21 protein-coding genes are annotated in these 20392 nt (G+C 64.1%); 11 read left to right on the top strand and 10 right to left on the bottom strand.

From position 1 onward, the window contains the following. Positions 1 to 19 precede the first annotated feature (19 nt). The 8 genes from ACSMXN_RS02640 (at position 20) to ACSMXN_RS02605 (ending at position 8447) form a co-directional block, all read left to right on the top strand. Entirely contained in the window at positions 20 to 361 is a 342-nt protein-coding gene (locus tag ACSMXN_RS02640; RefSeq protein WP_155958403.1) for a hypothetical protein, read from the top strand. Beyond that, positions 358 to 1785 carry a hypothetical protein gene (locus tag ACSMXN_RS02635; RefSeq protein ID WP_022913721.1) on the top strand — a complete coding sequence of 476 codons (1428 nt, stop codon included), beginning with the start codon at positions 358 to 360 and terminating at the stop codon, positions 1783 to 1785. The genes ACSMXN_RS02640 and ACSMXN_RS02635 overlap by 4 nt, the downstream gene beginning before the upstream one ends. 64 nt (positions 1786 to 1849) lie before the next feature. Then, positions 1850 to 2524, top strand: coding sequence for a DUF4232 domain-containing protein (locus ACSMXN_RS02630; protein ID WP_081649147.1), 675 nt, complete (start codon positions 1850 to 1852; stop codon positions 2522 to 2524). An 80-nt stretch (positions 2525 to 2604) separates the two neighbouring features. Beyond that, positions 2605 to 3630 carry an L-glyceraldehyde 3-phosphate reductase gene (gene mgrA, locus ACSMXN_RS02625; protein WP_022913719.1) on the top strand — a complete coding sequence of 342 codons (1026 nt, stop codon included), beginning with the start codon at positions 2605 to 2607 and terminating at the stop codon, positions 3628 to 3630. Continuing rightward, on the top strand, positions 3606 to 4823 hold the full coding sequence (locus tag ACSMXN_RS02620) for a CynX/NimT family MFS transporter (protein ID WP_022913718.1): 1218 nt from the start codon (positions 3606 to 3608) through the stop codon (positions 4821 to 4823). The genes mgrA and ACSMXN_RS02620 overlap by 25 nt, the downstream gene beginning before the upstream one ends. 196 nt (positions 4824 to 5019) lie before the next feature. Further along, complete coding sequence (gene lysA / locus ACSMXN_RS02615) at positions 5020 to 6369, top strand: diaminopimelate decarboxylase (RefSeq protein WP_027139536.1); 1350 nt, start codon at positions 5020 to 5022, stop codon at positions 6367 to 6369. Then, positions 6366 to 6851 (top strand): hypothetical protein, encoded by a 486-nt coding sequence (locus ACSMXN_RS02610; RefSeq protein ID WP_022913716.1) that lies wholly within the window; start codon positions 6366 to 6368, stop codon positions 6849 to 6851. The genes lysA and ACSMXN_RS02610 overlap by 4 nt, the downstream gene beginning before the upstream one ends. A 69-nt stretch (positions 6852 to 6920) precedes the next feature. Further along, positions 6921 to 8447, top strand: coding sequence for an AMP-binding protein (locus tag ACSMXN_RS02605; RefSeq protein ID WP_022913715.1), 1527 nt, complete (start codon positions 6921 to 6923; stop codon positions 8445 to 8447). Between the two features lie 26 nt (positions 8448 to 8473). On the opposite strand, the gene ACSMXN_RS02600 is transcribed toward ACSMXN_RS02605, so the two are convergent. The 7 genes from ACSMXN_RS02600 to ACSMXN_RS02570 form a co-directional block, all read right to left on the bottom strand. Beyond that, complete coding sequence (locus ACSMXN_RS02600) at positions 8474 to 9211, bottom strand: sulfite exporter TauE/SafE family protein (protein WP_022913714.1); 738 nt, start codon at positions 9209 to 9211, stop codon at positions 8474 to 8476. A 4-nt stretch (positions 9212 to 9215) separates the two neighbouring features. After that, entirely contained in the window at positions 9216 to 9704 is a 489-nt protein-coding gene (locus tag ACSMXN_RS02595; RefSeq protein WP_155958402.1) for a lipopolysaccharide assembly protein LapA domain-containing protein, read from the bottom strand. A gap of 76 nt (positions 9705 to 9780) precedes the next feature. Further along, a complete protein-coding gene (locus ACSMXN_RS02590) occupies positions 9781 to 10839 on the bottom strand; it encodes a sucrase ferredoxin (RefSeq protein WP_022913712.1) in 1059 nt (352 codons plus the stop codon). Further along, on the bottom strand, positions 10832 to 12145 hold the full coding sequence (locus ACSMXN_RS02585) for a JmjC domain-containing protein (protein WP_022913711.1): 1314 nt from the start codon (positions 12143 to 12145) through the stop codon (positions 10832 to 10834). Before ACSMXN_RS02585 ends, ACSMXN_RS02590 begins: the two co-directional genes overlap by 8 nt. Next, positions 12132 to 12338, bottom strand: a complete 207-nt coding sequence (locus ACSMXN_RS02580; protein ID WP_196811306.1) for a hypothetical protein — start codon at positions 12336 to 12338, stop codon at positions 12132 to 12134. The genes ACSMXN_RS02585 and ACSMXN_RS02580 overlap by 14 nt, the downstream gene beginning before the upstream one ends. Before the next feature lie 149 nt (positions 12339 to 12487). Beyond that, positions 12488 to 13054, bottom strand: a complete 567-nt coding sequence (locus tag ACSMXN_RS02575; protein WP_022913709.1) for a DUF309 domain-containing protein — start codon at positions 13052 to 13054, stop codon at positions 12488 to 12490. A gap of 12 nt (positions 13055 to 13066) precedes the next feature. Next, positions 13067 to 13564, bottom strand: a complete 498-nt coding sequence (locus tag ACSMXN_RS02570; protein WP_022913708.1) for a hemerythrin domain-containing protein — start codon at positions 13562 to 13564, stop codon at positions 13067 to 13069. A gap of 91 nt (positions 13565 to 13655) precedes the next feature. Here ACSMXN_RS02570 and ACSMXN_RS02565 point away from each other — a divergent pair, with 91 nt between their 5' ends. After that, complete coding sequence (locus ACSMXN_RS02565; RefSeq protein ID WP_455407680.1) at positions 13656 to 14108, top strand: PPOX class F420-dependent oxidoreductase; 453 nt, start codon at positions 13656 to 13658, stop codon at positions 14106 to 14108. Here the strand turns inward: ACSMXN_RS02565 and ACSMXN_RS02560 are convergent. Further along, the gene (locus ACSMXN_RS02560; protein WP_022913706.1) at positions 14071 to 15171 is read right to left on the bottom strand and encodes a DMT family transporter; all 1101 of its coding nucleotides are present in this window, start codon (positions 15169 to 15171) and stop codon (positions 14071 to 14073) included. The two genes, ACSMXN_RS02565 and ACSMXN_RS02560, sit on opposite strands and share 38 nt — an antisense overlap. 501 nt (positions 15172 to 15672) lie before the next feature. Here ACSMXN_RS02560 and ACSMXN_RS02555 point away from each other — a divergent pair. Both ACSMXN_RS02555 and ACSMXN_RS02550 read left to right on the top strand, forming a co-directional pair. Continuing rightward, the gene (locus ACSMXN_RS02555; RefSeq protein WP_022913705.1) at positions 15673 to 17316 is read left to right on the top strand and encodes a DUF3352 domain-containing protein; all 1644 of its coding nucleotides are present in this window, start codon (positions 15673 to 15675) and stop codon (positions 17314 to 17316) included. 149 nt (positions 17317 to 17465) lie between these two features. Beyond that, positions 17466 to 18857 carry a DUF3352 domain-containing protein gene (locus tag ACSMXN_RS02550; protein ID WP_027139532.1) on the top strand — a complete coding sequence of 464 codons (1392 nt, stop codon included), beginning with the start codon at positions 17466 to 17468 and terminating at the stop codon, positions 18855 to 18857. 179 nt (positions 18858 to 19036) lie between these two features. On the opposite strand, the gene ACSMXN_RS02545 is transcribed toward ACSMXN_RS02550, so the two are convergent. Together ACSMXN_RS02545 and ACSMXN_RS02540 are read right to left on the bottom strand one after the other, a co-directional pair. Continuing rightward, entirely contained in the window at positions 19037 to 19645 is a 609-nt protein-coding gene (locus tag ACSMXN_RS02545) for a malonic semialdehyde reductase (protein WP_022913702.1), read from the bottom strand. An 87-nt stretch (positions 19646 to 19732) separates the two neighbouring features. Then, positions 19733 to 20374 carry a cytidylate kinase-like family protein gene (locus ACSMXN_RS02540; protein ID WP_022913701.1) on the bottom strand — a complete coding sequence of 214 codons (642 nt, stop codon included), beginning with the start codon at positions 20372 to 20374 and terminating at the stop codon, positions 19733 to 19735. Between the last annotated feature and the right edge of the window lie 18 nt (positions 20375 to 20392).

The raw sequence follows: 20392 nt of genomic DNA, 5'->3' as shown, positions 1-20392 counted from the left end.
AACCGACCACGCTCGTGCCATGGCAACGAATCAACACAACTGTGCTCCCCGCCGCTACGCGCCGGTCGGCGTGCTCGGCCGCAGGCTTGAACAGACGGCACAACAGCTCGACCGCGCCTGCGATGAACTCCGGGCTCGCGCGGGCGCCTGCCAATGGCACTCGCCGGCCTCCCTCCAGTTCTCCGCCGCGCTCCAGAACCTGCTTGGCGCCTGTCACCGCGTCGCCGACAAACTTCGCGACACCGCCGCCGTGCAGCATCACCACGAAGACACGGCAGCCCAGCGGGCTCGAGCCGCAGCTCACCTCGCCGCGACGGTCGGCAGCAGCGTTGGCCTAGCCCCGATTGTCGAGCTGTTATGACGAGCGCCGGGACGGTCGCGGTCACCGGCGGGGCGTACTCGATCGCCGCTGACTTCGTTGAGCTGAGCGCTCTCGCCGGAGTCCTGGACAAGCTGGCAACGGTGCTCGGCGACGCCGCTGTCGTGGCATTGCAGGTTCTGATCGATCCACACTCGCTCGCCCTAGCCGCGCTCGATCCCGTCGGCGCGTTCGACCTCGCTTCCACGGCGTCGCGAACGGCAGTTCTGGCCACGGCGGCAGGAGCCGAATGCGTCTTCCTCGGAGTCGCGCTTGGGGCCGCGGCACAGGGCTATTCGGCCGTGGACGACCTGACGAGTCGCTGGACGCCGGTAGTCACGGCGCTACGCAGGTTGCCTTCAGCGATCGCGGCCAGCGAGTCCGAAGCCGTTCTCGCTTGCGAACACGGCGATCCGCGCAGGCTTGGCACGGCCCTCAAGACGCTGGTTGAGCACGATCCCGAGGTGGTCACGCTCGCACTGGACGCGATCACGACCGCGGGTGCAGCGGCGACCGCAGCTCAACACGGGACGGCCTCGCCCACGTCCGCGTCCTTCGGTCGACCCGCTGCGCTCGGGCACTACTCTGCGACGCTGGGGACGATCTACCCCGACGGCAAGCCTGTCCTGACCCGACATCCGACAGATCCGACCGATGACTCCAAGGGCCCCCCGCGCGACGTCGCCGACCTGCTCCGCGGGCTCGAGTGCCGCAACGAGCACACCGACGGCGGGGGCATCGACGTTCGATTCGTCAGCAGGACCCTCGCCGACGGGTCTCGCGCCCGCAGCGTCATCGTCGATGTCACGGGCACAAAGGAATGGAACGCACTCGACCGCAATGATCCGAACGTGGCAAACCTAGGCACCAATCTCCGCGCGCTCGGCAACGAGCAGACCGCCTACGAGCGCGGCATCATGGCGGCCCTCGCGGCCAGCGGAGTGCGCTCCGACGAACCGATCATGCTGGTCGGCCACAGCCAGGGCGGCATCATCGCGGCCCGGCTCGCTGCCGATCTGGCCCGCTCGCCCGGCCCATCCGGCCCATCCGGCTCGCCCGGCTCACCCGGCTCACCCGGCTTGAATATCACCCATGTGGTGACAGCGGGGGCACCGATCGGACTCATCGATATTCCTGCCCACGTTCAGGTGCTGTCCTTTGAGAACTCAGGTGACATCGTTCCGATGCTCGATGCCACTGAGAATCGCCACACGGTGAACCAGCTCACGGTGACCACCAATGAAGGTTCTCCGAACGATCACGGCTTGGGGGCTCGGCACGATCTGGCAACTGCTTATCTACCGGCGGCCCGCGATGCCGATGCCAGCGAGGACCCTTCTATAGCGGCCTGGACTGCGAGCGCGTCGGCGTTTCTGGGCGGCGATGATGTCAGCACACAGGTCTATCGGGTGAGCAGGCAACCGTGACTGGGCGCAGACGCTTCGCGGCACGCCTACCGGTCTCGATCTCCGGATGAATTAGGTTAATTCGGTGCCGATAACTCCAGCAACCTCACGTACCACTGCCCGCGGCCTTGTAACTGCGCGCACCGCCGTTCTGGTCATCGTGGGCAGTGCGGTCGCCGTCATCACTTTGGCGGGTTGCACCAAGGCACCGTCACCGACGGTAAGTGGCAGCACCTCTGTGTCGGCATCATCATCAACGCCCGACAGTAGCTCCGCCAGCACGAGCGCAAGCGTGCCGCCTAGCAGCACTGCCGCGTCGTCCACCGCCAGTTCGACCCGGCCGACGCCAACAGCTTCGACGTCTGCCACCGTGCCACCAGTCGGACCACCCGCGTGCGCGACGGCGGCGCTCACCGTAGGCGTCCAACGCGGTTCAGGCCTTAACGGCCACCAGTACGCAACGTTGTCGTTCACCAATAAATCTGCCGCGACCTGTTCGATCACTGGTTTTCCTGGCGCACAACTCCTTCTCGCCGGTGCACCGCTCGGGCAACCCGCGGTGCGCTCATCCGCACCGGCAAGTCCAGTCGTGCTGCGCCCCGGTGCGAGCGCGTCCGCTGCCCTCAGCAACGACTCGACCTGCAACGCGAACAACTCCGATTCGGTCCAGGTCATCGTGCCGAACCAGACCCAGAAGATCGTCTTGCCCCTGACGTTCCGTGGCTGCACCTTGACCATCGGTCCCGTAACCGCTGGCTGAGCTGCGCCCACCTCGCAGCCGGTTCGGCGCAATATCTATCGCCCGACAGGTGTCAGTGATTCGTCTGCAAGAATGGCGATATGAACTATTTGGCGGCCGAAGATCGCTACGACTCGATGACCTACCGGCGGGTCGGCCGAAGCGGTATCCAGCTTCCCCTTATTTCGTTGGGTTTGTGGCACAACTTCGGTGATGACCGGCCCCTGGAGACTCAACGCGCGATCCTGCGTCGGGCCTTTGATCTCGGCATCTGCCACATCGATCTGGCCAACAACTACGGGCCTCCATACGGTGGCGCGGAAGAAAACTTCGGGCGCATTCTCAAACAAGATCTGCGTCCGTACCGACCAGAGCTCTTCATTTCCACGAAGGCCGGTTGGGACATGTGGCCCGGTCCATACGGAGATCTCGGATCGCGCAAATATCTGCTCACCAGTCTCGATCAGTCGCTGGCTCGAATGGGCGTGGACTACGTCGACGTCTTTTACTCACATCGCTTCGATCCAGACACGCCGCTCGAAGAGACAATGGGCGCTCTGGACACTGCAGTGCGATCAGGCAAAGCGCTGTACGCCGGCATATCGTCCTACTCTGCCGAGCGAACCGCAGAAGCCGCGCGCATTCTCGCCGAGCTGGGTACTCCGCTGTTCATCCACCAGCCCTCGTACTCAATGCTGAACCGTTGGGTAGAGAGCGGATTGCTCGAGACTCTGGAAGAAGTCGGTGCTGGCTGTATCGCGTTTTCGCCTTTGGCTCAAGGTATGTTGACCGACAAGTATCTGTCCGGCGTGCCGAAGGACTCCCGGATGGCCGCGAACTCCTCACTGTCACCAGAGCTGCTGACCGAACAGAATCGCGAGCACATCCGTGCGCTGAATCGCATCGCCGAGCGTCGCGGGCAGTCACTGGCTCAACTGGCCCTTGCCTGGGTGGCGCGCGACGATCGGGTTTCCTCCGTTCTGATAGGTGCATCCTCGGTACGCCAACTCGAACAGAATGTCGCGGCGCTCGACAACCTCGCATTCAGCGACGCCGAGTTGGACGAGATCGACGAGCACGCGGTGGAGGGTGGCGTCGACCTGTGGCGCGGACCAGCAACGAGCTGACCCGTCGCCAGGGCGGCACGCTGATCGTCGCCGGCCTCATTCTGACCGGCTTCACCATGCGGGTCGCGGTGACAAGCATCGGCCCGGTCCTGGACGAGCTGCAGGACGGGCTGGGCATCTCCAGTGGCGCAGCGGGCTTCATCACCACGTTGCCGGTGCTGTGCTTCGCCGCCATAGGGTCCAACGCACCTAGGCTTGCTCATCGCTTCGGTTACCAGCGAGTTCTGGTAACCGCCCTGCTCGCGGCGGTAATCGGAGTTTTCACCCGAGCACTGGCCGGATCGCTGTGGCTGTTCGTCATGCTCAGCGTGCTTGCCCTTGCTGGCGGAGCGGTGGCAAACGTCCTCATGCCGACCTTGGTGAAGCGGCATTTTCCGAACCAGATCGGCCGGATGACCGCCGTCTACACCACCGCACTCGCCATCGGCACCACAGCGGCCGCCGCGTTCACCGTGCCGATCGCGCACGCCGGTGGCAGCTGGCGCGTCGGAATCGGCTTCTGGGCCGTGCTCTCCGCGATAGCACTGCTGCCCTGGCTGCCCACCCTGAGCGCTGATCGACCGGAGCGTGACGCCGTCGACACCCGCGTGCCGATGGCCCGGCTCGTCCACAGCCGAACGGTGTGGGCGCTGACCATCATGTTTGCCTTCCAATCAATGCAGGCCTACATATCCTTCGGTTGGTTCGCTGAGTTCTTTCGCCACGAAGGTCTCGATGAGACCCGGGCGGGGCTGCTCGTCGCCTTCTTCTCAGCCGTTTCGATCCCGGTATCGATCGTGATTCCATCCCTCGCCGCGCGCGGGCAACGTCCCCTCATCGCAGTCATGATCGGCTCTGCAGCCATCGCATACCTCGGCATGCTGATCGCTCCGGTCGGTGGATCCTGGCTGTGGATGTGCCTGGCCGGTATCGGCGGGGGTATCTTCCCGCTGAATCTGACGATGATCGGCCTGCGCTCGCGAGCCATCGCCGTGACGGCGACGTTGTCCGGATTCGTCCAGACCGTGGGTTACGTGATCGCAGGAGGCGGCCCTGTACTCGTCGGACTAATGCTCGGTGCCACGAATGACAATTGGACCTGGCCGTTCGTGCTGCTGTTCATCGCGCTGGGCCTTTCAGGTGCCGGCGGGTGGTACGCCAGCCGCGACGTCCGGGTCGATGACGAGCTCGATACTGCCGACCTGCACCACTAGCAACCCTCAGTTAGCACCGCTCGGTTAGCACCGCTCAATTAGCACCGCTCAGTGCCGCAGCTCTCATCAGCGCCTAACCGTCGCTAGTGGATTGTGAGAATTCGCCGGGCGACGCGTGATGATCTCGCTAGCAAACCGGGCGCGGTGCCCGATGGCGACGATCGTTTCAGGTGTCCCGACATTTGGAGTCACCAACATGACGCTCGCCGAGCTCATCCCATCCCTACGAAGTTCACTGCCACACCCGATCGAACCGTGGCTGTGGCCAGCCTCGGCACATCACCTTCCGGCCGGCGACATGTCGATAGCCGGAGTCAGCCTGATGTCGGTGGTCCGCGATCACGGCACCGCCACTCAGGTCATCGATGTCGCAGAGTTCCGCTCCCGAGCGCAGGAATACCGGCGTGCATTCGCTGACGGCGAAGTCTCCTATGCAGGCAAGGCGCTGCTGACAAAAGCAGTATGCCGATGGGTCGAGGACGCCGGCCTACGGCTGGACGTCTGCACCCCCGGCGAACTGTCCATCGCTCGCGCCGCGTCCTTTCCGATCGACCGCATCACTCTGCACGGCAACGCCAAGACCGCCGGGTTACTCCGCGCGGCGATGGCGATGGGGATTGGCCGCATTGTGGTCGACAGCGTCGGCGAGGTCGAGCTGTTGGCATCACTGGCCTATGGCGGCCACCGTCAGCAGGTGCTCTTGCGCGTCATCCCAGGCGTCGACGCCGGCACGCATCCGGCGATCACGACCGGAGTTGAAGGACAGAAGTTCGGCATGTCCATTCTCGATGGCTCGGTGAACCTTGCCGTCGAACGCGTACTGGCGGCCACCAACCTCGAGCTCGTCGGCCTGCACTGTCACCTCGGCTCGCAGATATTTCAGGCCGAACCGTACGTGCAAGCCGCTCGGACGATGGTCGATCAGCTGGCCGTCATCGAGTCCAACTTCGGCCTGTCGTTGCCGGAACTGAACCTCGGTGGCGGATTCGGGATTGCCTATCACAGCGGCGATGTCGCCCTCGACATCAGCGACACGGCTGCCCAGATCCGTCGCGCCGTCCGGCTGGCTTGTAAAACACGCCGAATTGCCATACCAAGGTTGGCGGTTGAGCCGGGCCGCTCGATCGCCGGGCCGGCAGGCGTCACCGTGTATCGCGTCGTCAGCGTGAAGCGAACGGCCAACCGGATCTGGGTCATGGTCGACGGCGGAATGGCCGACAACCCTCGGCCGGCTCTGTACGGTGCGCGCTACACCGCTCGGCTACTCGGACGCCTGTCACCAGCGGTCGACGAGCACGTCACGGTCGCCGGTCAGCATTGCGAGTCCGGCGATGTGCTGATCGCAGATGCGTTGTTGCCAGGCGACATCCATGCCGGTGACTTACTCACGGTCCCCGCGACCGGCGCCTATCACCACAGCATGGCTTCCAACTACAACCAGGTCCCCCGCTTACCGATCATCGGTCTCGAGGACGGCCGGGCGCGGACGTTGATTCGCCGCGAAACCGCCGCCGACCTGTTGGCGCGCGAGGTGTCAGAGCTATGACCTCACCTGCGGACTTGCCGATGACCTCCCTTACGGCTTCCCTTGCGGCCGGGCTCACGGCATCGTCCGCCTCCGGCTCGCATGCGCACTCCCGGCACAATCTCGCGATAATCCAGACCTCGATGTTCGACGGCTATGTCTGCGTGCAGTACATGGTGACGCCGGTTCCCGTCGAATTGCAACGAACGATTGAGCTGTTCCAATCCGACGGTGGCCTGGCGGTGGACGAGAACCGTCGCGTCTACGACTGCGCGCTCGCTTACCGTCGGTCGGGTCGCGGTGACCGCGTCGTCGGCGCGCTGCGGATCGGTGCCGTCGAACGGCATGTACCGGCGAACGCTCATCGCCTACGCGTGCTCTTCACACCCTTCTCGGCGACGCCCGAACTGCCGTGCTCGCTCTGTGAACTCGATCTGCGCATCCGGAGAGGCGTGGTCGAACCGACGGCGCTTCGCTGCGGTAGGAGCCCAAGTACCAAATAACCGGTTCACACGGGCTGCCGGGCGCTGAGTTTCGTGGGTAGTGTCGGGCCATTGGCGAGAGGAGCTCCGATGTTCTACCCGCTTACCGTGCACGATTTTCTGGACCGGGCCGAGACCGTATACCCGGCGCGAGTCGCGGTCATCGACGAGCCCAACCAACCGGCACCCTCGTGGGGTGAAGTCAGTTACGCCGACCTCGCCGCCCGAGCACGTGGGCAAGCGGCCGGACTTGACGCGCTCGAGATAGGAGTCGGCGGGCGGGTAGCCATCGTCTCGCACAATGCGGCTCGCCTGCTCACGTCCTTCTTCGGAGTCTCGGGTTGGGGGCGAATCCTGGTACCGATCAACTTTCGACTGTCAGCGAACGAGATCGACTACATCGTCACGCATTCCGGCGCTGAGGTGATGCTCGTCGACCCGGAGCTCAAACACCTGCTCGACTCCGTTGACTGCAAGCACAAATTCGTTCTCGGCGAAAGCGACACCGAAGTCTTCGGAAGTACGGCAGCGCCCCATGCGTGGGCGAGTGACGAAGGTGCGACTGCCACGCTCAACTACACCTCTGGCACCACGGCGAGACCGAAAGGCGTCCAGCTGACCCATCGCAATCTCTGGCTCAATGCCGTTGTGTTCGCCTTGCACGCTGGTGTCTCCGATTCCGACGTATACCTGCACACATTGCCGATGTTCCACGCCAATGGCTGGGGAATGCCCTACGGCCTCACCGGTATGGGTTGCAAGCAGATTGTCATTCGACAGATCGACGGCGCCGAGATCCTGCGGCGAATCGAAACCCATCAGGTGAGCCTGCTGTGCGCTGCGCCTGCGGTGATCAACGCCGTCCTTGACGCGGCTGCGAACTGGCACGGGCCGATCCCAGGCAACGGCCGCGTACGGGTCGTGGTCGCTGGAGCGCCACCACCCACCCGGACGATCGAGCGCATTCGCGCCGACCTGGGTTGGGAGTTCATTCAGCTTTACGGTCTCACCGAAACCTCTCCGATGCTGACGATGAGCCGCATGCGGTCGGAGTGGGCCGGACTCGATCCGCATGAGCAGGCGCGGTTGCTCGGCCAGGCCGGCGCGCCGGGCATCGGTGTGCGTATCGCGATCGACGCGAGCGGTGAAGTACTTGCCCAGTCGAACCACAATCTGGAGGCGTACTGGGACAACCCCGAGGCAACCGCCGAGGCGCAGGCCGGCAACTGGTTCCACACCGGCGATGGCGGATCGTTCACCGACGGCTACCTCAGCATCGCCGATCGAAAGAAGGACGTGATCATCTCCGGTGGCGAGAACGTCTCGTCCATCGAGGTCGAGGATGTGCTGAATTCTCATCCAGCCGTGCGCGAGGTCGCCGTCATCGGCATTCCTGACGACAAGTGGGGCGAGCTCGTCACCGCTGTAGTCGTAACCGATGGCTCACCGATCACCGCGACCGATCTGATCGACCACTGCCGAACAAGCCTGGCCGGCTACAAGTGCCCGAAGAAGATCGAGTTCGTCACGTCACTGCCGCGCACCGCAACGGGCAAGTTGCAGAAGTTCAAACTGCGCCAACCGTACTGGGAGGGCCGCGACCGGCAGGTCAACTGAGCTCTCCATCAATCTCGCTGGGTTGCTCAATAGGCATCAATCCCGAGCTTGACGGCAAGCCCGATCCCCGCGGCGGCGATGATCATCTTCAGCGGTGTCGCGGGCGCGCGGCGGACCACGACCGGCCCCAGCCTGCCGCCGATGAACAGCCCGATAGCGAGCGGAAGAGCCGCGGACCAGTGCACGTGGCCGAAGATCACGAAGCCGATGGCAGCTACCGCGTTGGCCAGGCCGAGCAGGACGTTCTTCAACGCATTCGCGCGCGGCAGCAGCTCGTGGGTGGCGAAGAGCAACATGGCGAGCAGCAGGACCCCTGCCGCGGCACCGAAATAGCCCCCGTACACACCAATGGCAAAGACGCCGAACGGCAGCCATTTCGGATCGGCGCTGTGATGATTGGGCTCGGCGGCCGGCCGAGGAATAAGCACGCCGATCGAAGCAGCAACGATCAGGATTGGCACGACCTTCTCGAACGCATCAGCCGGGGTGATCAGCAGCAACGTGCCGCCGGCGACCCCGCCGAGGACAGCCGTCGGCATCAGTTTGCGAAGCCGGCCAGCCTGCCCTTGAAGTTCGGGGCGTGACGCGGATACCGAACCAACGCTGTTGAATACGAGCGAGACCGTGTTGGTGACATTCGCCGCCAACGGGCTGAGGCCGGTAGCGAGAAGTGCCGGATAGGTGACCAGCGAAGCCAGTCCGGCGACGCTACCGGTGAGACCACCCCCGATGCCTGCCAGGATGAGCAGTCCGAACTCCAGCACCTAGTCAGTTCGTCTTGCCGTTGGGCACGTTCTTTCGAAGCGCCCGTCGCAACTGCAGAATTCGCACACTGCCAGGAATAGCTACCAGTAGCACCCCGATGACTGCGGCCAGGAGGATGGTCAAGGCCAACGAGAACTGACCATGCCAGCCAAAGAAATGGATGCTGACCTTCCGCGAGTTCTGCGCAACAAAGATGATCAGCAAGATCAGAAACAGCGCGGTCGCGATCAAGCCGATCCACAAGCCGCTCACCCGAGTTCGCCGCACCCGTCCTTTCTGATCGAAACCCGGCGCAGGCTCACCCGCAATCGGAGGCTCCGTGGTCAGCGGCTCACCGCTCGGTCGCACTGTGCTGGGCGGGATCGTGTTGGGCGGGATCGTGTTGGGCGGGATCGTGTTGGGCGGGACGGGGCTGGGCGGCATGCCATAGGAAGGTTCGTTCGAGCCGACCCGCCGCGGATCGAAGGGTGGCGGATCGATGGGGTTGCTCACGACGGCATCTCCTTCGTTGCCGCAATCAAGGACCCCTGGCTCGAGCGTGATCGCGGACATCTGAAACGCTACCGCCTCAGCTGGCGCCGCGGGTCGCACCCTCGAACTCCAGGCCTATCGGTCGGTAGACCGTCGAGGCGCTGGCCCGCACCGCCCGGCAGGTCAGCATCTGACTGGCACCCTTCTCGGCCCGCAGCGAAACCAGTATCTTGCCCCGCGGCGTTGCGATTCGAACCGTCTTCAATTCCAGTCCAGCTTCGTGATCAGGGACGTCAGCGGCGTGGTGCACGTGGCTGTCGAGCACCTGCAAATCATCGACTCCGAAAAGGCCCAGCGTCTCGTGGGCGTGCGCAAGGGCCGTTTGCACCCAGGGATAGAGGCCGATGTGGCCGCGAAGCATCGGTGCAAGAACCTCGTCCCGGTCGGTCGCGGCTGCGAGGTCAGCAGCAGCCTCGACCGACACGCGGCCGTAGACCAGTCCGAGGGGCAACACGAGCACGTTCGCAGCAAAGCGATCGCCACCTAGATGGCTGCATTCCCAGGCATTGCCCGGGCGGATTTCATTCAGTGCGGCAGCCACCGGCCTGCCCTCGATCGCACAGCAAACATCATGGGTGCCGTGGGTGCACACCAGATAGGTCGGCGACATCATTTGATCTTTGACGACGTGATCTTTAACGACGTGGTCTTTGATGTTGCCCGCGAGGTCGGGCGTGCCTTGACCATCGTCCTCGCCGAGGTCCGCGTTCGTGCCCGCCATGGTCCCGGTGTCCGGATCGAGGTCGAGAAGTTCGGAGTCCTCGGTAAACAGTCCCCAGGTCATCGAGCGCCGATGTGGCCGGCAATCGGCGAAGGCCCACCGACGCTGCGCAGGCTCAGTGACCCTGCCAGGTCTACGGACTGCAACGACCCGAACACCGTGGTAGCTGAATCCGTGGACGAGTTCCCGAGCGGTGGCCCGATCGAAGCGCGATTCGAGGAGACCCTCGACGCCCCAACCTCCCGGCTGCTCGACCATCAACACCCGCGGCGCGGGAAAGGCGGTGCCGATCATGGCGTCACCGCGCTCGGTGGCTCGGATTCCGCACCGGGGTATGAGTCTTGACGTCTGCGGGTCGAGCTCGGCTTCAGACATCAGGTTCCGGTACGACGAGGGCCTCACCCAGCAGGCGGCGAACCAGCTGCTCCTGGTCGTCCGCACTGAGCCCGGTCAGCTCACGAGCACCGAAGGTTGCGCCGGACAGTGCGAGTTTGAGGGCAGACTCCTGGGCCGGGGGGAAGCGGATCTCCTTGTCCAGAAAGCTGATCCTGATGCAGTCGGCGGCCGAGTGCACTACAGTCCGCAGACCGGGCCGAACTCGGAACCGCGTGGATTCGATGGGGCCGCCCAGCGCCGCTAGCTGGGCGAGCGGCGCCACCGGGGCGGGCCTGGTATTGCGGAGGAGTTCTGCGCCGACCCGATCGGCGATCCGTGAGAGCTGTAGATGATCTGGGTTGCGCACAGCGTTCGCGAGCTGTTCTGCCACCTCGGCAAGATAAGGGGCCAGTACCGATGGATCGGACAGGTCAACCCCCATCGGCAGCGCGCCCCGAAGCTCGGGATTGTCGGTGGTGGCGGCGACGAGTTCACGAACCAAGGCATGTTTGGTCACGGGATGCACGCCGACCGTGAGGTGAATCGACAGCTCACCGAGCGCGGTAGCGGAGTGCAAGTACCCGCGCGGCAGGTACAGCGCGTCTCCGGGTTGCAGCGACACGGTCATCGTGGGTTTCTCGTTCACCCGCGCCGCGACGGCGCCACGATGCTTCTCCCATTGCTGGTCAGGTAGTGGAGCTCGCACCACCGGTTCGTGGATGACCCATTGTTTGGTACCCGTCACCTGCAGGACGAAGACATCGTGCGTGTCGTAGTGCGCGGCGAACCCCTGATTCTGTGGCGGCGTTACGTAGGCATTGATCTGGACGGGATGACCCAGTTCGCTCGACAACGTGGTGCCAAACTGCATCAGCGGAGGCCAATTTCGGTGCAACGCCTGCAGTACCAGAGTCGCTCCGGCCGCGAACTCGCCCAGCACTTTGTCGTCCGCTACCTGGTCACCGACGGCCGCACCGACGCCACCGGAGCGGGTGAAGTCGCTGGACGCCAGGACGGATCCTGCTTTTGCCATCCGCACAAAAGGTGTTCGCAGGCCACGGCGCGAGATCAACTCATCGACGGCGCCGATGGACAGCAAGTCCGAGAAGTCGGCACCGGTACTGCTGCTAGGGCTCAGCAGCGGGCGCTGACCCCAGTAATGCTCGGCGAACTCCGCCTGCCCGACCGAGATGCACCGGGTCAGTGCGCTGCCGTCAGGAGCTTGCGCCGGCTCTAGCACGCGCAAGTGCGCGGGTGGGACGGGACCGGCAACGCCGGCCCCGTCCGCCGTGTCACCAAAACTCATGCGCCGCGATCGGCTCCACCGTCAGCGCCACCATCGGCTCCACCGTCAGCTCCACCATCGGCTCCACCATCGGCTCCACCATCGGCACCGCCGTCAGCTCCACCATCGGCACCGCCGTCAGCGCCACCATCGGCACCACCATCGGCTCCACCATCGGCACCGCCGTCAGCGCCACCATCGGCACCACCGTCATGCACACCCGGCTGGCCCGAGGCACCTCCGTCTGCTGGACCTTCGGTCGTGGCGTCGTCGTCGCTCATCTAGATCTCCTTTATCGGTTGCGCTCCGGCGGTCGACGACCGACGGACAGTAAGGAGGGCAGCTGTTTGGCCCGAGTCCACGCTAGCGATCTTCGACGCGACGCGACAGTGTGAGTCTTGCCCGTCCGATCAGATCCTGCAGTTCTGCCGATCCGGCAACGGCTGCGGCGAGGTCATCGGCGAGTTCGATTGACCAGGTCGATACCGCGGAAACGTCGACGCCGTATGGGAGAGCGCCGGAGTAGGGCGCCAGCGTAGTGACGCCGCGATTCAGCAGAGCGACCGCGCCGGCACGATTCCCCCGGGCAGCATGGGTCAACCCGACCGCCAGCTGCGCCAGGCCGCGCCAGAATTCGGCCTCGTCCGCCGGCGACGCCTTCCAAGCTTCTTCGAGTACTTCGTGGGCGTGAAAGGGCTTTTGCTCGTCCAATAGCCGCTGGGCAAGCTGCAGGGTCTGCGCCGGAGTTCGCAGAAATGGATCGCTTTGATCCTCACCATCGGCCGTCAGAGGCACCTCGACGCCTGCCGACCCGTAAGGCAACGGGCGGCCCAGGCCGTCCCGAGGACGTGCACTGCGCGCCCGCCCGGCAAGATCCCGGTCACGGCTGATCTGGTTACCCCGGATCGACGGGGGTGGTGTCTGGCCCATCGAGGCTCGAAGTCAGCTGTTCTCGGCGATGTACTCGTCAGGATCGACATCCTCGCCTGAGATCCCGCGGCCGCCGTGATGCGCGGCGTAGAACCGGAGCCATTCCTCGCCGAGTTGCTCCCGCAACTGCATCGGGGCGTTCTTGCGGAAGTCGGGAAGGCCTTCATCCTCTTCTTCGCCGATGTGCTCGGTGTTCTCGTGCCGGGCGCGGCCCACCGCGGCAAACCATTCCGGGCCTCCGACTGCATGCTTGCGGGAGTCGGCGACTGCGTCGCGGATCTTGTTATGGTCGCGAATCGCGTCGTCGGTCTCCTCTTCGGCGTCGTCACCGCGTTTGAGGAGCCGCGGGTAGAAAATCGTTTCTTCCGCCTCGGCGTGGGTGTCCAAGCGGGCGGCAAGTGGCGTCCACAGCGCGTTGAGTTCGGCTACCCCGGCGGCATCGTCGAGCCGCGCGAACTGCCGACGGAACCACTCGTGGTCGTCCATGATGTGCGAGGTGATGTCGGCCATGCACCACACTCTGCCACTCGAAACTCTGCCACTCGAAACTCTGCCACTCGAACCGCAGTCGCCGGGGCGTCGGATTTCTGACAGGATTCGTGTGGTGACCTTCGAACCCACCGCCCAGCAGCAACGCTTGCTCAATTTTGCCGCCGGATCCAAGGCCGGTGTCTTGGTAACGCTGAAGCGCGACGGCCGTCCGCAGCTGTCGAACATCAGCTATCACTACGATCCGCAGCGCTACCTAGTCCGAGTCTCGGTCACCGCAGATCGTGCAAAGACGGCCAACGCAGTACGCGATCCGCGAGTGAGCCTGCACGTCACGAGTTCAGATTTCTGGACGTGGGCTGTGCTCGACGGCACCGCTCGGCTGACCGCGATCGCTACCGACCCGCACGACGAGGCGGTCGCTGAATTGATCGATTTGTACCGAGCGATCAACGGCGAGCATCCCGATTGGGACGATTACCGGGCTGCGATGGTCGCCGATCGGCGGCAGGTGTTGAGCATCGACGTCACGCACGCCTACGGTCAGCCGCCGCCCGAGAAGTAGCAGCGCTACTGCGGGCGGCCGTCGACACGACGGGTACCCGTTCGCTGTTCCACCGCTCGCTGTTCAACCGCTCGCTGTTCAACCGGTCGGCGCCGACCACGACAGGCACGGCGAGAGCGGCGGGCTCTGCCAGCAAGAGCGGCTCGATGGGTACAGGCACCGGATCGTTGCTCGAGACGAGCTTCGGAGCCTCCAGCCGGCACAGCTGGATCACCGCCACACCGAGGATGACGAGCAAGCCAAGCAACCCGGCACCGGAGAATGGCCCGTGCCGTACGTGCTCGTTGTAGACGACGACGCCGACCACGATGCTCAGCAGCGGGTCGACGGTTGCCGTGGCCGGCAGGCTGGCGGTGAGAGGCCCGGCTTGGAAGGCGACCTGGCTCAAGAACAGCCCACAGCCACCGACCACGATGAGGGCGTAGAGCTGCCAGCTCGTCAAGCAGTCCAGCGGGCTCCGGACAGCGATGTCGGTAACGCCTTTGATCAAGGCAGCCGTCGCGGCGTACGTGACGCCCACCGCGATTCCGATCAGCGCGGGCCCATATCTGGCGGCACCATGTCTGCGGGCGATGAGGATGCAGCCGACGGCGATTATCAGACCGGCTACGGCGCTGAGAAATGCCGACATCCGGTCAGGCACTTCATGTGACGGCATTCCGCCGTGACCGGAACCACTCAGGAAGTAGAAGCCGACCAATGTCGCGCACAGGACGCCCGCCCACAGCAGTTCGGCGGCCGTGATCGCCCGGATGCCGCGTCCGTCCCGGCTACGCAGCAACAGGGAGAACAACAGGCCACTCACCAGCAGTGGTTGAACGATCGAAAGCGCGCCGAAATGCAGCGCCAGCACCTGCAGGCTCACCCCGACAACGTCGAGGACGATTCCGGCCAACCACCTCGGATGGCTCACGGTGGCGCCGACGAAGCGCATAACGACCCCGGCGCGCATAGCGTGCACTTTGGGAACGTCGGAGGCACTGGAGTGCTTCAGCGCCGTCGATGCACCGAACGCGAATGCGGACCCCAGCGTGAGACCGATGACGAGCCAGCCGATATGCACTCCTCACCCCGTCCGGTAGCCGCACGTGGACGGTGCGAGCTGCGCGGTATCGGGTGCGTCTTGGGGGGTTTTCTGCCGAATTCGGTCAGAAGTCATGCGAACCGATGAAACCCCCACCGCGCTTAGGTTAATCGTGATTTGCCGATTCGGTACGACGTTTATCGACATCTCAACCCTCGATTCGGCGTTCGTCGCCACATCGAGCTAACGCCAACCGAACAGACTTCATTCAGACATCCCCTATCCCCCTAGAGCCGTGGGGCTGCTAGCGCCCACCCCGAGAGCCAGATGTGTGGACAGGATGTCAGCACACTGACTCTACCGAATCTCAGCCCCGATTGCCCTGGCGAGACGATCTGGCTGTCCTCTCCGGCGAAGAATCCCGCCGCTGGACGTGATTGAAAACGTGATTGAATCTGCCGAGCGTCTCTCAGGGTTGCGTCAACGTGGCCGATTTGTGCTCGGAGAAACGCAACAGCGGCCAACCCGGGGGAACGCTCAGTGACGGATTCAGACTTCGGCCCAGATCCTGCTCTGCCGGCCGGCGACGGCGCGCAATCCACTTCCCCGGCCTTCGACGAGGTGGACGCCTACTTCTCACCACACCCGTCCTTCTCACCACAGCCGTCCGGTGGTCCGTCATATCTCCTCGATCCGAACACCCCTTCCTTGCAGGGCGAGTTCGCGCCGCTGCATCCAGTCAGCCGGCGAAGTCACCGCGGCAAGATCATCGGCGCAGTCCTCGTGGCCATCCTGGTCGCGGGCGCGGGAGCGGGCGCATATGCCTACAGCGTGCTCGCCAGCGGCGGCACCCAGCCCGAACACGTGTTGCCCGGCGACACGGTGGCCTTCGCCAAGATCGACCTCGATCCCGCGGCAGGCCAGAAGATCGCCGCGTACCGGCTGTCACAAAAATTTCCGTCCGTCTCGCACGGAGCCACCAACATCACAGATGTCCGAAATTCAGCATTGACGGCATTTCTTGGCGCGAGCTCGACGCTGGACTACAACACCGATGTCAAGCCGTGGCTGGGAGACCGGGTGGCGGTCGCTGCGGTGCCGGACGCCGCGAGTTCGAGCGGCGTGGACCCGGTACTTGCCATCGCCTACACCGATCAGGCAAAGATGTTCGCCGCGATGGCCAAACTGGCCCAGGCGGACTCCGACTTCGACTATGTGAGCAGCAGCGACTACGTCCTCATAAGCGATAGCCAGACCCACGCGAACGCGCTCCTGACCCGCATCAAGGCGGGGGCGTTAGATGACAACGCTCAGTACAAGGCAGACGTCACATCACTGCCGGGTGATCAGATCGCGGTCGGATGGGTAAACCTCGCCGCGGCGACCGCCGCACTCAAGGCCGGACGATCCAACGTCGGCAACCCGAACGCGGTGTCGGCGATACCGGCAAGCACCGGACGACTCGTGGTCGGAGCGCACGCCGACGCGAGCTACCTCGAGGTAGACGCAGTCGTGCGTGGTATGAACGTAAAAGCCAATAGCGCCAGCAGAAAGCCGGTCGACGGCGCGCTGGAGAGGCTGCCCGCCGACACCACGGCCGCTCTGGAGTTCAGCGGCCTGGGAGACACGCTCTCCGCGGCCTGGAACTCATCGGTCGATAAATCGGAGAAGGACGAGCTCAACAAGTTCGTCAACGCTATGGGTTTGGTTTTGCCCGGCGACCTGCAAGCCCTGTTCGGGTCCGACACGACGGCTTCGCTCCGGCTTCCAGCCGATGCTGCAGTCGGGTCGGCCGACTCGGCGCCCAAGGTCGCCGTGCAGACCAAAACCGACAATCCCCAACGATCACTCGCGATCATTACCAAACTGCGTAACGAATTCCCCATCCAGCTCTTCACTGCGACAACTGCAGACGGTTATGTCGCAGGAAACGATGCCGGCTACAACAGCCAACTCAGCGCCGTGACCGCCACCCTGGGTAACGATCCGAACTTCGGCAAAGCGGTTCCGAACGCGAAGGGCGCGACTGCGATCGGGTACGTCAATGTCGCCAGCATCCTCAACGGCGAGCCTGGAATCGATGCCGAGGACAAGGCGGACTGGCAGAACGTCGCGGCCGTTGGTTTGAGTGTGAATCCCACATCCGACGGCGGGGCAATAACGATCAGGATCACCACTCGATAGTTTCGCTGGAGCCGAGCTCGACTCCATCCACCGCTCTTCGACAAGATTCGCCATTCGCCCACGGAACGGATGAGAAAAAGCTAACGTCACTGGCTCATAGCACGGTGTTGACAACGCGGCACGCCAGCACATCCAGAGAGAACGAGTTCGTGACGTCTTCATTTTTCGGCCCCGATCAGCCCTTCAACACCGCAGAGCAGCAGTGGACCGATGCATTTATCGAGGATCGAGACCTTCCACGCAGTGCCCGGTCGCGAAGGCGACGCCGCAAGATCATCGCCGCGGCCGGCGCTGCGGCGCTGGTCATTGCTGGTGGCACCGGCGCCTACGTGTATTCAGCACTCGCGAGCGGCGGCATCCAGCCGGAGCACGTGGTTCCGGCTGATACGGTCGCGTTCGCCAAACTGGACCTCGACCCAGCCGCGAACCAGAAGGTCGCGCTGTATCGATTCTTGAAGAAATTTCCGTCGGATCCCAAAGGCGCTTCGACCCTTGGCGACGCTCGCAAGTCTGCCCTGACTCCGGTCCTGGGCGATGATTCTGCTCTCGATTACGCCACTGAGGTCGAGCCCTGGCTCGGCGACCGCGTGGCACTAGCAGCCGTTCCAGACCCGTCAAGCAAATCTGGAATCGACGAAGTCGCTGTCGTGGCATATACCGACCACGCAAAGATGCAGGACGCCCTGCGCAAGGTAGCGAAGGCGCGCAGCGATTTCGGCTACGTCAGCACCAGCGGCTACGTCCTGATGAGCGACAGCCAGCCACATGCTGAGGCTGCGGTGGCGCACAAGACGAAGTACGGCGCGTTGGACACCCATGCGACTTACACCAACGATGTCAGGGCAATGCCCGGCGACCAGGTGGCGATTGGCTGGGTCGACCTCCAGGCGACTCTGGCCGCGGTCAAGGCTGCGCCCGGCAACGTTTTTGATCCGTCGAAATTTCCTTCGACGGCTGGACGCGTTGTGGCGGGCGTGCACGCGACCGCGTCTCATCTCGAAGTCAATGCCCTGCTTCGAGGCTTCACTCAGAACAGCAGCTCGAATTCTGACCCGTCCGCCCCGCGAACCCTGACGAGATTGCCCGCGAATACTGCCGCGGCTGTCGAACTCACCAACGTCGGCGGCAACCTCGCGTCGAACTGGTCGGCGATAGCTGCCTACCCTGCAGCGAAGCAACAGGTCGATATGGTCGCACGAGGCTTTGGCATTGCACTGCCCGGCGACCTGAGGGCAGTGTTTGGTACTGATCTCACAGCTTCAGTTCGGTTGCAGTCGGGGCAACACGGTCCACCTCAGGTCGCGGTGCAGACCGCAACCGGCAGCCCAGAGCGGGCGGTGAACATCATCAAGAGCGTGGCGGCGCGGTTCGGCCTGCCATCTGAGGCGGTACCCACGACGGTTACGCCGACGGCTACATCGCTGGAACCAGTGCGTCGTACAACGCCGAGTTGGTCAAGGGCGCCGCCACATTGGGCAGCGACCCGACCTTCCGTGCGGCCGTTCCCAACGCGGACGACGCCATATCGATCGCCTACGTGAACGTGGCGAGCATCGTCAATCATCAAGCTGGCGAAAAAGCTGGCATCGACCCGGAGACCCAAAGGATGCTGCGTAGCGTTGCCGCAGTCGGGATGAGCGTCCACCGCACGGCGGACGGCGCGTCGATGACGATCAGGCTCACCACGCGATAACCGAGTAGGGCCCGCGGTTCGTGATGATCAGGCCGAGCTGACTACCTCGTCGTAGTCCAGTCGTGGCAGCCGGTCGAACCACGCGTTCTCGGCAGGCTTGCCGACGTTGATAACGGCCAGCGCGCGGTGCTCTCCATCGGCGAAAAACGTCTTGTCGATTGCAGCCGAGTCAAAACCGGTCATCGGACCCGCAGCTAGTCCGGCCGCGCGGATGCCGAGGATGTAGTAAGCCACCTGCAAGCCGGCGTTGAATCGGGCCGCATCCTCGCGAGCCAGCGCGTCCGCGTCGAACAAAGCCTTTGCTCCAGGAAAATGCGGGAACGTCTTGCCAAATTCCTCGTGAAAGTTCACGTCCGCGGCGAGGATCAGCACAGCCGGAGCGGCCGCCGTCTTGGCCTTGTTGCCTTCCGACATCGCATCCACCAGCTTTGCCCGACCCTCGTCTGACCGCACGACTACAACCCGCAGCGGCTGCTGGTTCATCGAGGTAGGCGCGTACTTGACCAGGTCATAGATCGCCTGAAGCTGCTCGTCGGTGACGGGCTCATCGGTGAAAGTATTCGCGGTGCGCGCCTGCCGGAACAGCAGATCCTGCGCGGCCTGGTCAAGGACCAGGGTGTCAGCAAAAGTGGTCACAAAATTCTCCTCGAAAGTGTTCGATCGTTCGAGGTCCCCAACATTGCTGATGTGTCAACAATTCCCGGGACTGTCGCCGCGCAAGAATTAGCGGGCCTCGGCAAACCCCCGGTAAGCGGCGGCTATCAACTCGGCGCAAGTCGCCAGCGGCAGTGCCGTGCTGTCGATCTGGAGGTGAAAGAGGTCCGGGTCATCGACGCTCACCCGGTACAACCGCCGGACATACTGCTCGCGGGCGTGATCGATGTGGGCCTGGCGCTTGCCCGCTGTCTCGGTGTCGATGTGCTCGACAACCGCAGCCTGCGCGACGCGGGCCTCGACCGGCCCGAACAGTCGAACCTTCATGACGTCTGCATGCTCGTGGAAGGCCGCAGCACCCGCACGGCCCAGGATGACGGCTCCGCCGGCCATCGCGTCGCGCATCAGCGTCTCCGCGCGCTCCCGGAATTCGGCCGCTTCGTCCACCAGAGGAGCGGCGTCGGGCGGTGCAGCATCCGTCCCAGCGCCGAGAAAGCCGCCGGACAGCGGGCCGAACAGAGCCATGAACCGGTCACCGCGTGAACGCGTAAGCGCACCTGACTCGGCCTCGCTCACCGAGACCTGCAGCTCGGCAGCGACTTCGGAACTGATCGCCCGGTCCAGCAATTGCAGCCCGAGTAGTCGTGCCACCTCTGGCGCGACGACACTCCCACCGGCTCCGTACGCGGCCGAAATCGTGACGCCCGGCATCAGAAGACCCTCCAGAAC

This window comes from Parajatrophihabitans canadensis (assembly GCF_053764775.1).
The sequence above is the reverse complement of the archived record's forward strand: the minus strand, read 5'-3'. Positions and strand labels throughout refer to the sequence as shown.

What these genes read in the sequence shown, in the direction of transcription:
- ACSMXN_RS02640 (WP_155958403.1), top strand. Translation starts at nt 20, where the DNA reads ATGGCAACGAATCAACACAACTGTGCTCCCCGCCGCTACGCGCCGGTC.
- ACSMXN_RS02635 (WP_022913721.1), top strand. Translation starts at nt 358, where the DNA reads ATGACGAGCGCCGGGACGGTCGCGGTCACCGGCGGGGCGTACTCGATC.
- mgrA (WP_022913719.1), top strand. Translation starts at nt 2,605, where the DNA reads ATGAACTATTTGGCGGCCGAAGATCGCTACGACTCGATGACCTACCGG.
- lysA (WP_027139536.1), top strand. Translation starts at nt 5,020, where the DNA reads ATGACGCTCGCCGAGCTCATCCCATCCCTACGAAGTTCACTGCCACAC.
- ACSMXN_RS02610 (WP_022913716.1), top strand. Translation starts at nt 6,366, where the DNA reads ATGACCTCACCTGCGGACTTGCCGATGACCTCCCTTACGGCTTCCCTT.
- ACSMXN_RS02605 (WP_022913715.1), top strand. Translation starts at nt 6,921, where the DNA reads ATGTTCTACCCGCTTACCGTGCACGATTTTCTGGACCGGGCCGAGACC.
- ACSMXN_RS02590 (WP_022913712.1), bottom strand. Translation starts at nt 10,839, where the DNA reads ATGTCTGAAGCCGAGCTCGACCCGCAGACGTCAAGACTCATACCCCGG.
- ACSMXN_RS02585 (WP_022913711.1), bottom strand. Translation starts at nt 12,145, where the DNA reads ATGAGTTTTGGTGACACGGCGGACGGGGCCGGCGTTGCCGGTCCCGTC.
- ACSMXN_RS02580 (WP_196811306.1), bottom strand. Translation starts at nt 12,338, where the DNA reads ATGACGGTGGTGCCGATGGTGGCGCTGACGGCGGTGCCGATGGTGGAG.
- ACSMXN_RS02575 (WP_022913709.1), bottom strand. Translation starts at nt 13,054, where the DNA reads ATGGGCCAGACACCACCCCCGTCGATCCGGGGTAACCAGATCAGCCGT.
- ACSMXN_RS02570 (WP_022913708.1), bottom strand. Translation starts at nt 13,564, where the DNA reads ATGGCCGACATCACCTCGCACATCATGGACGACCACGAGTGGTTCCGT.
- ACSMXN_RS02540 (WP_022913701.1), bottom strand. Translation starts at nt 20,374, where the DNA reads ATGCCGGGCGTCACGATTTCGGCCGCGTACGGAGCCGGTGGGAGTGTC.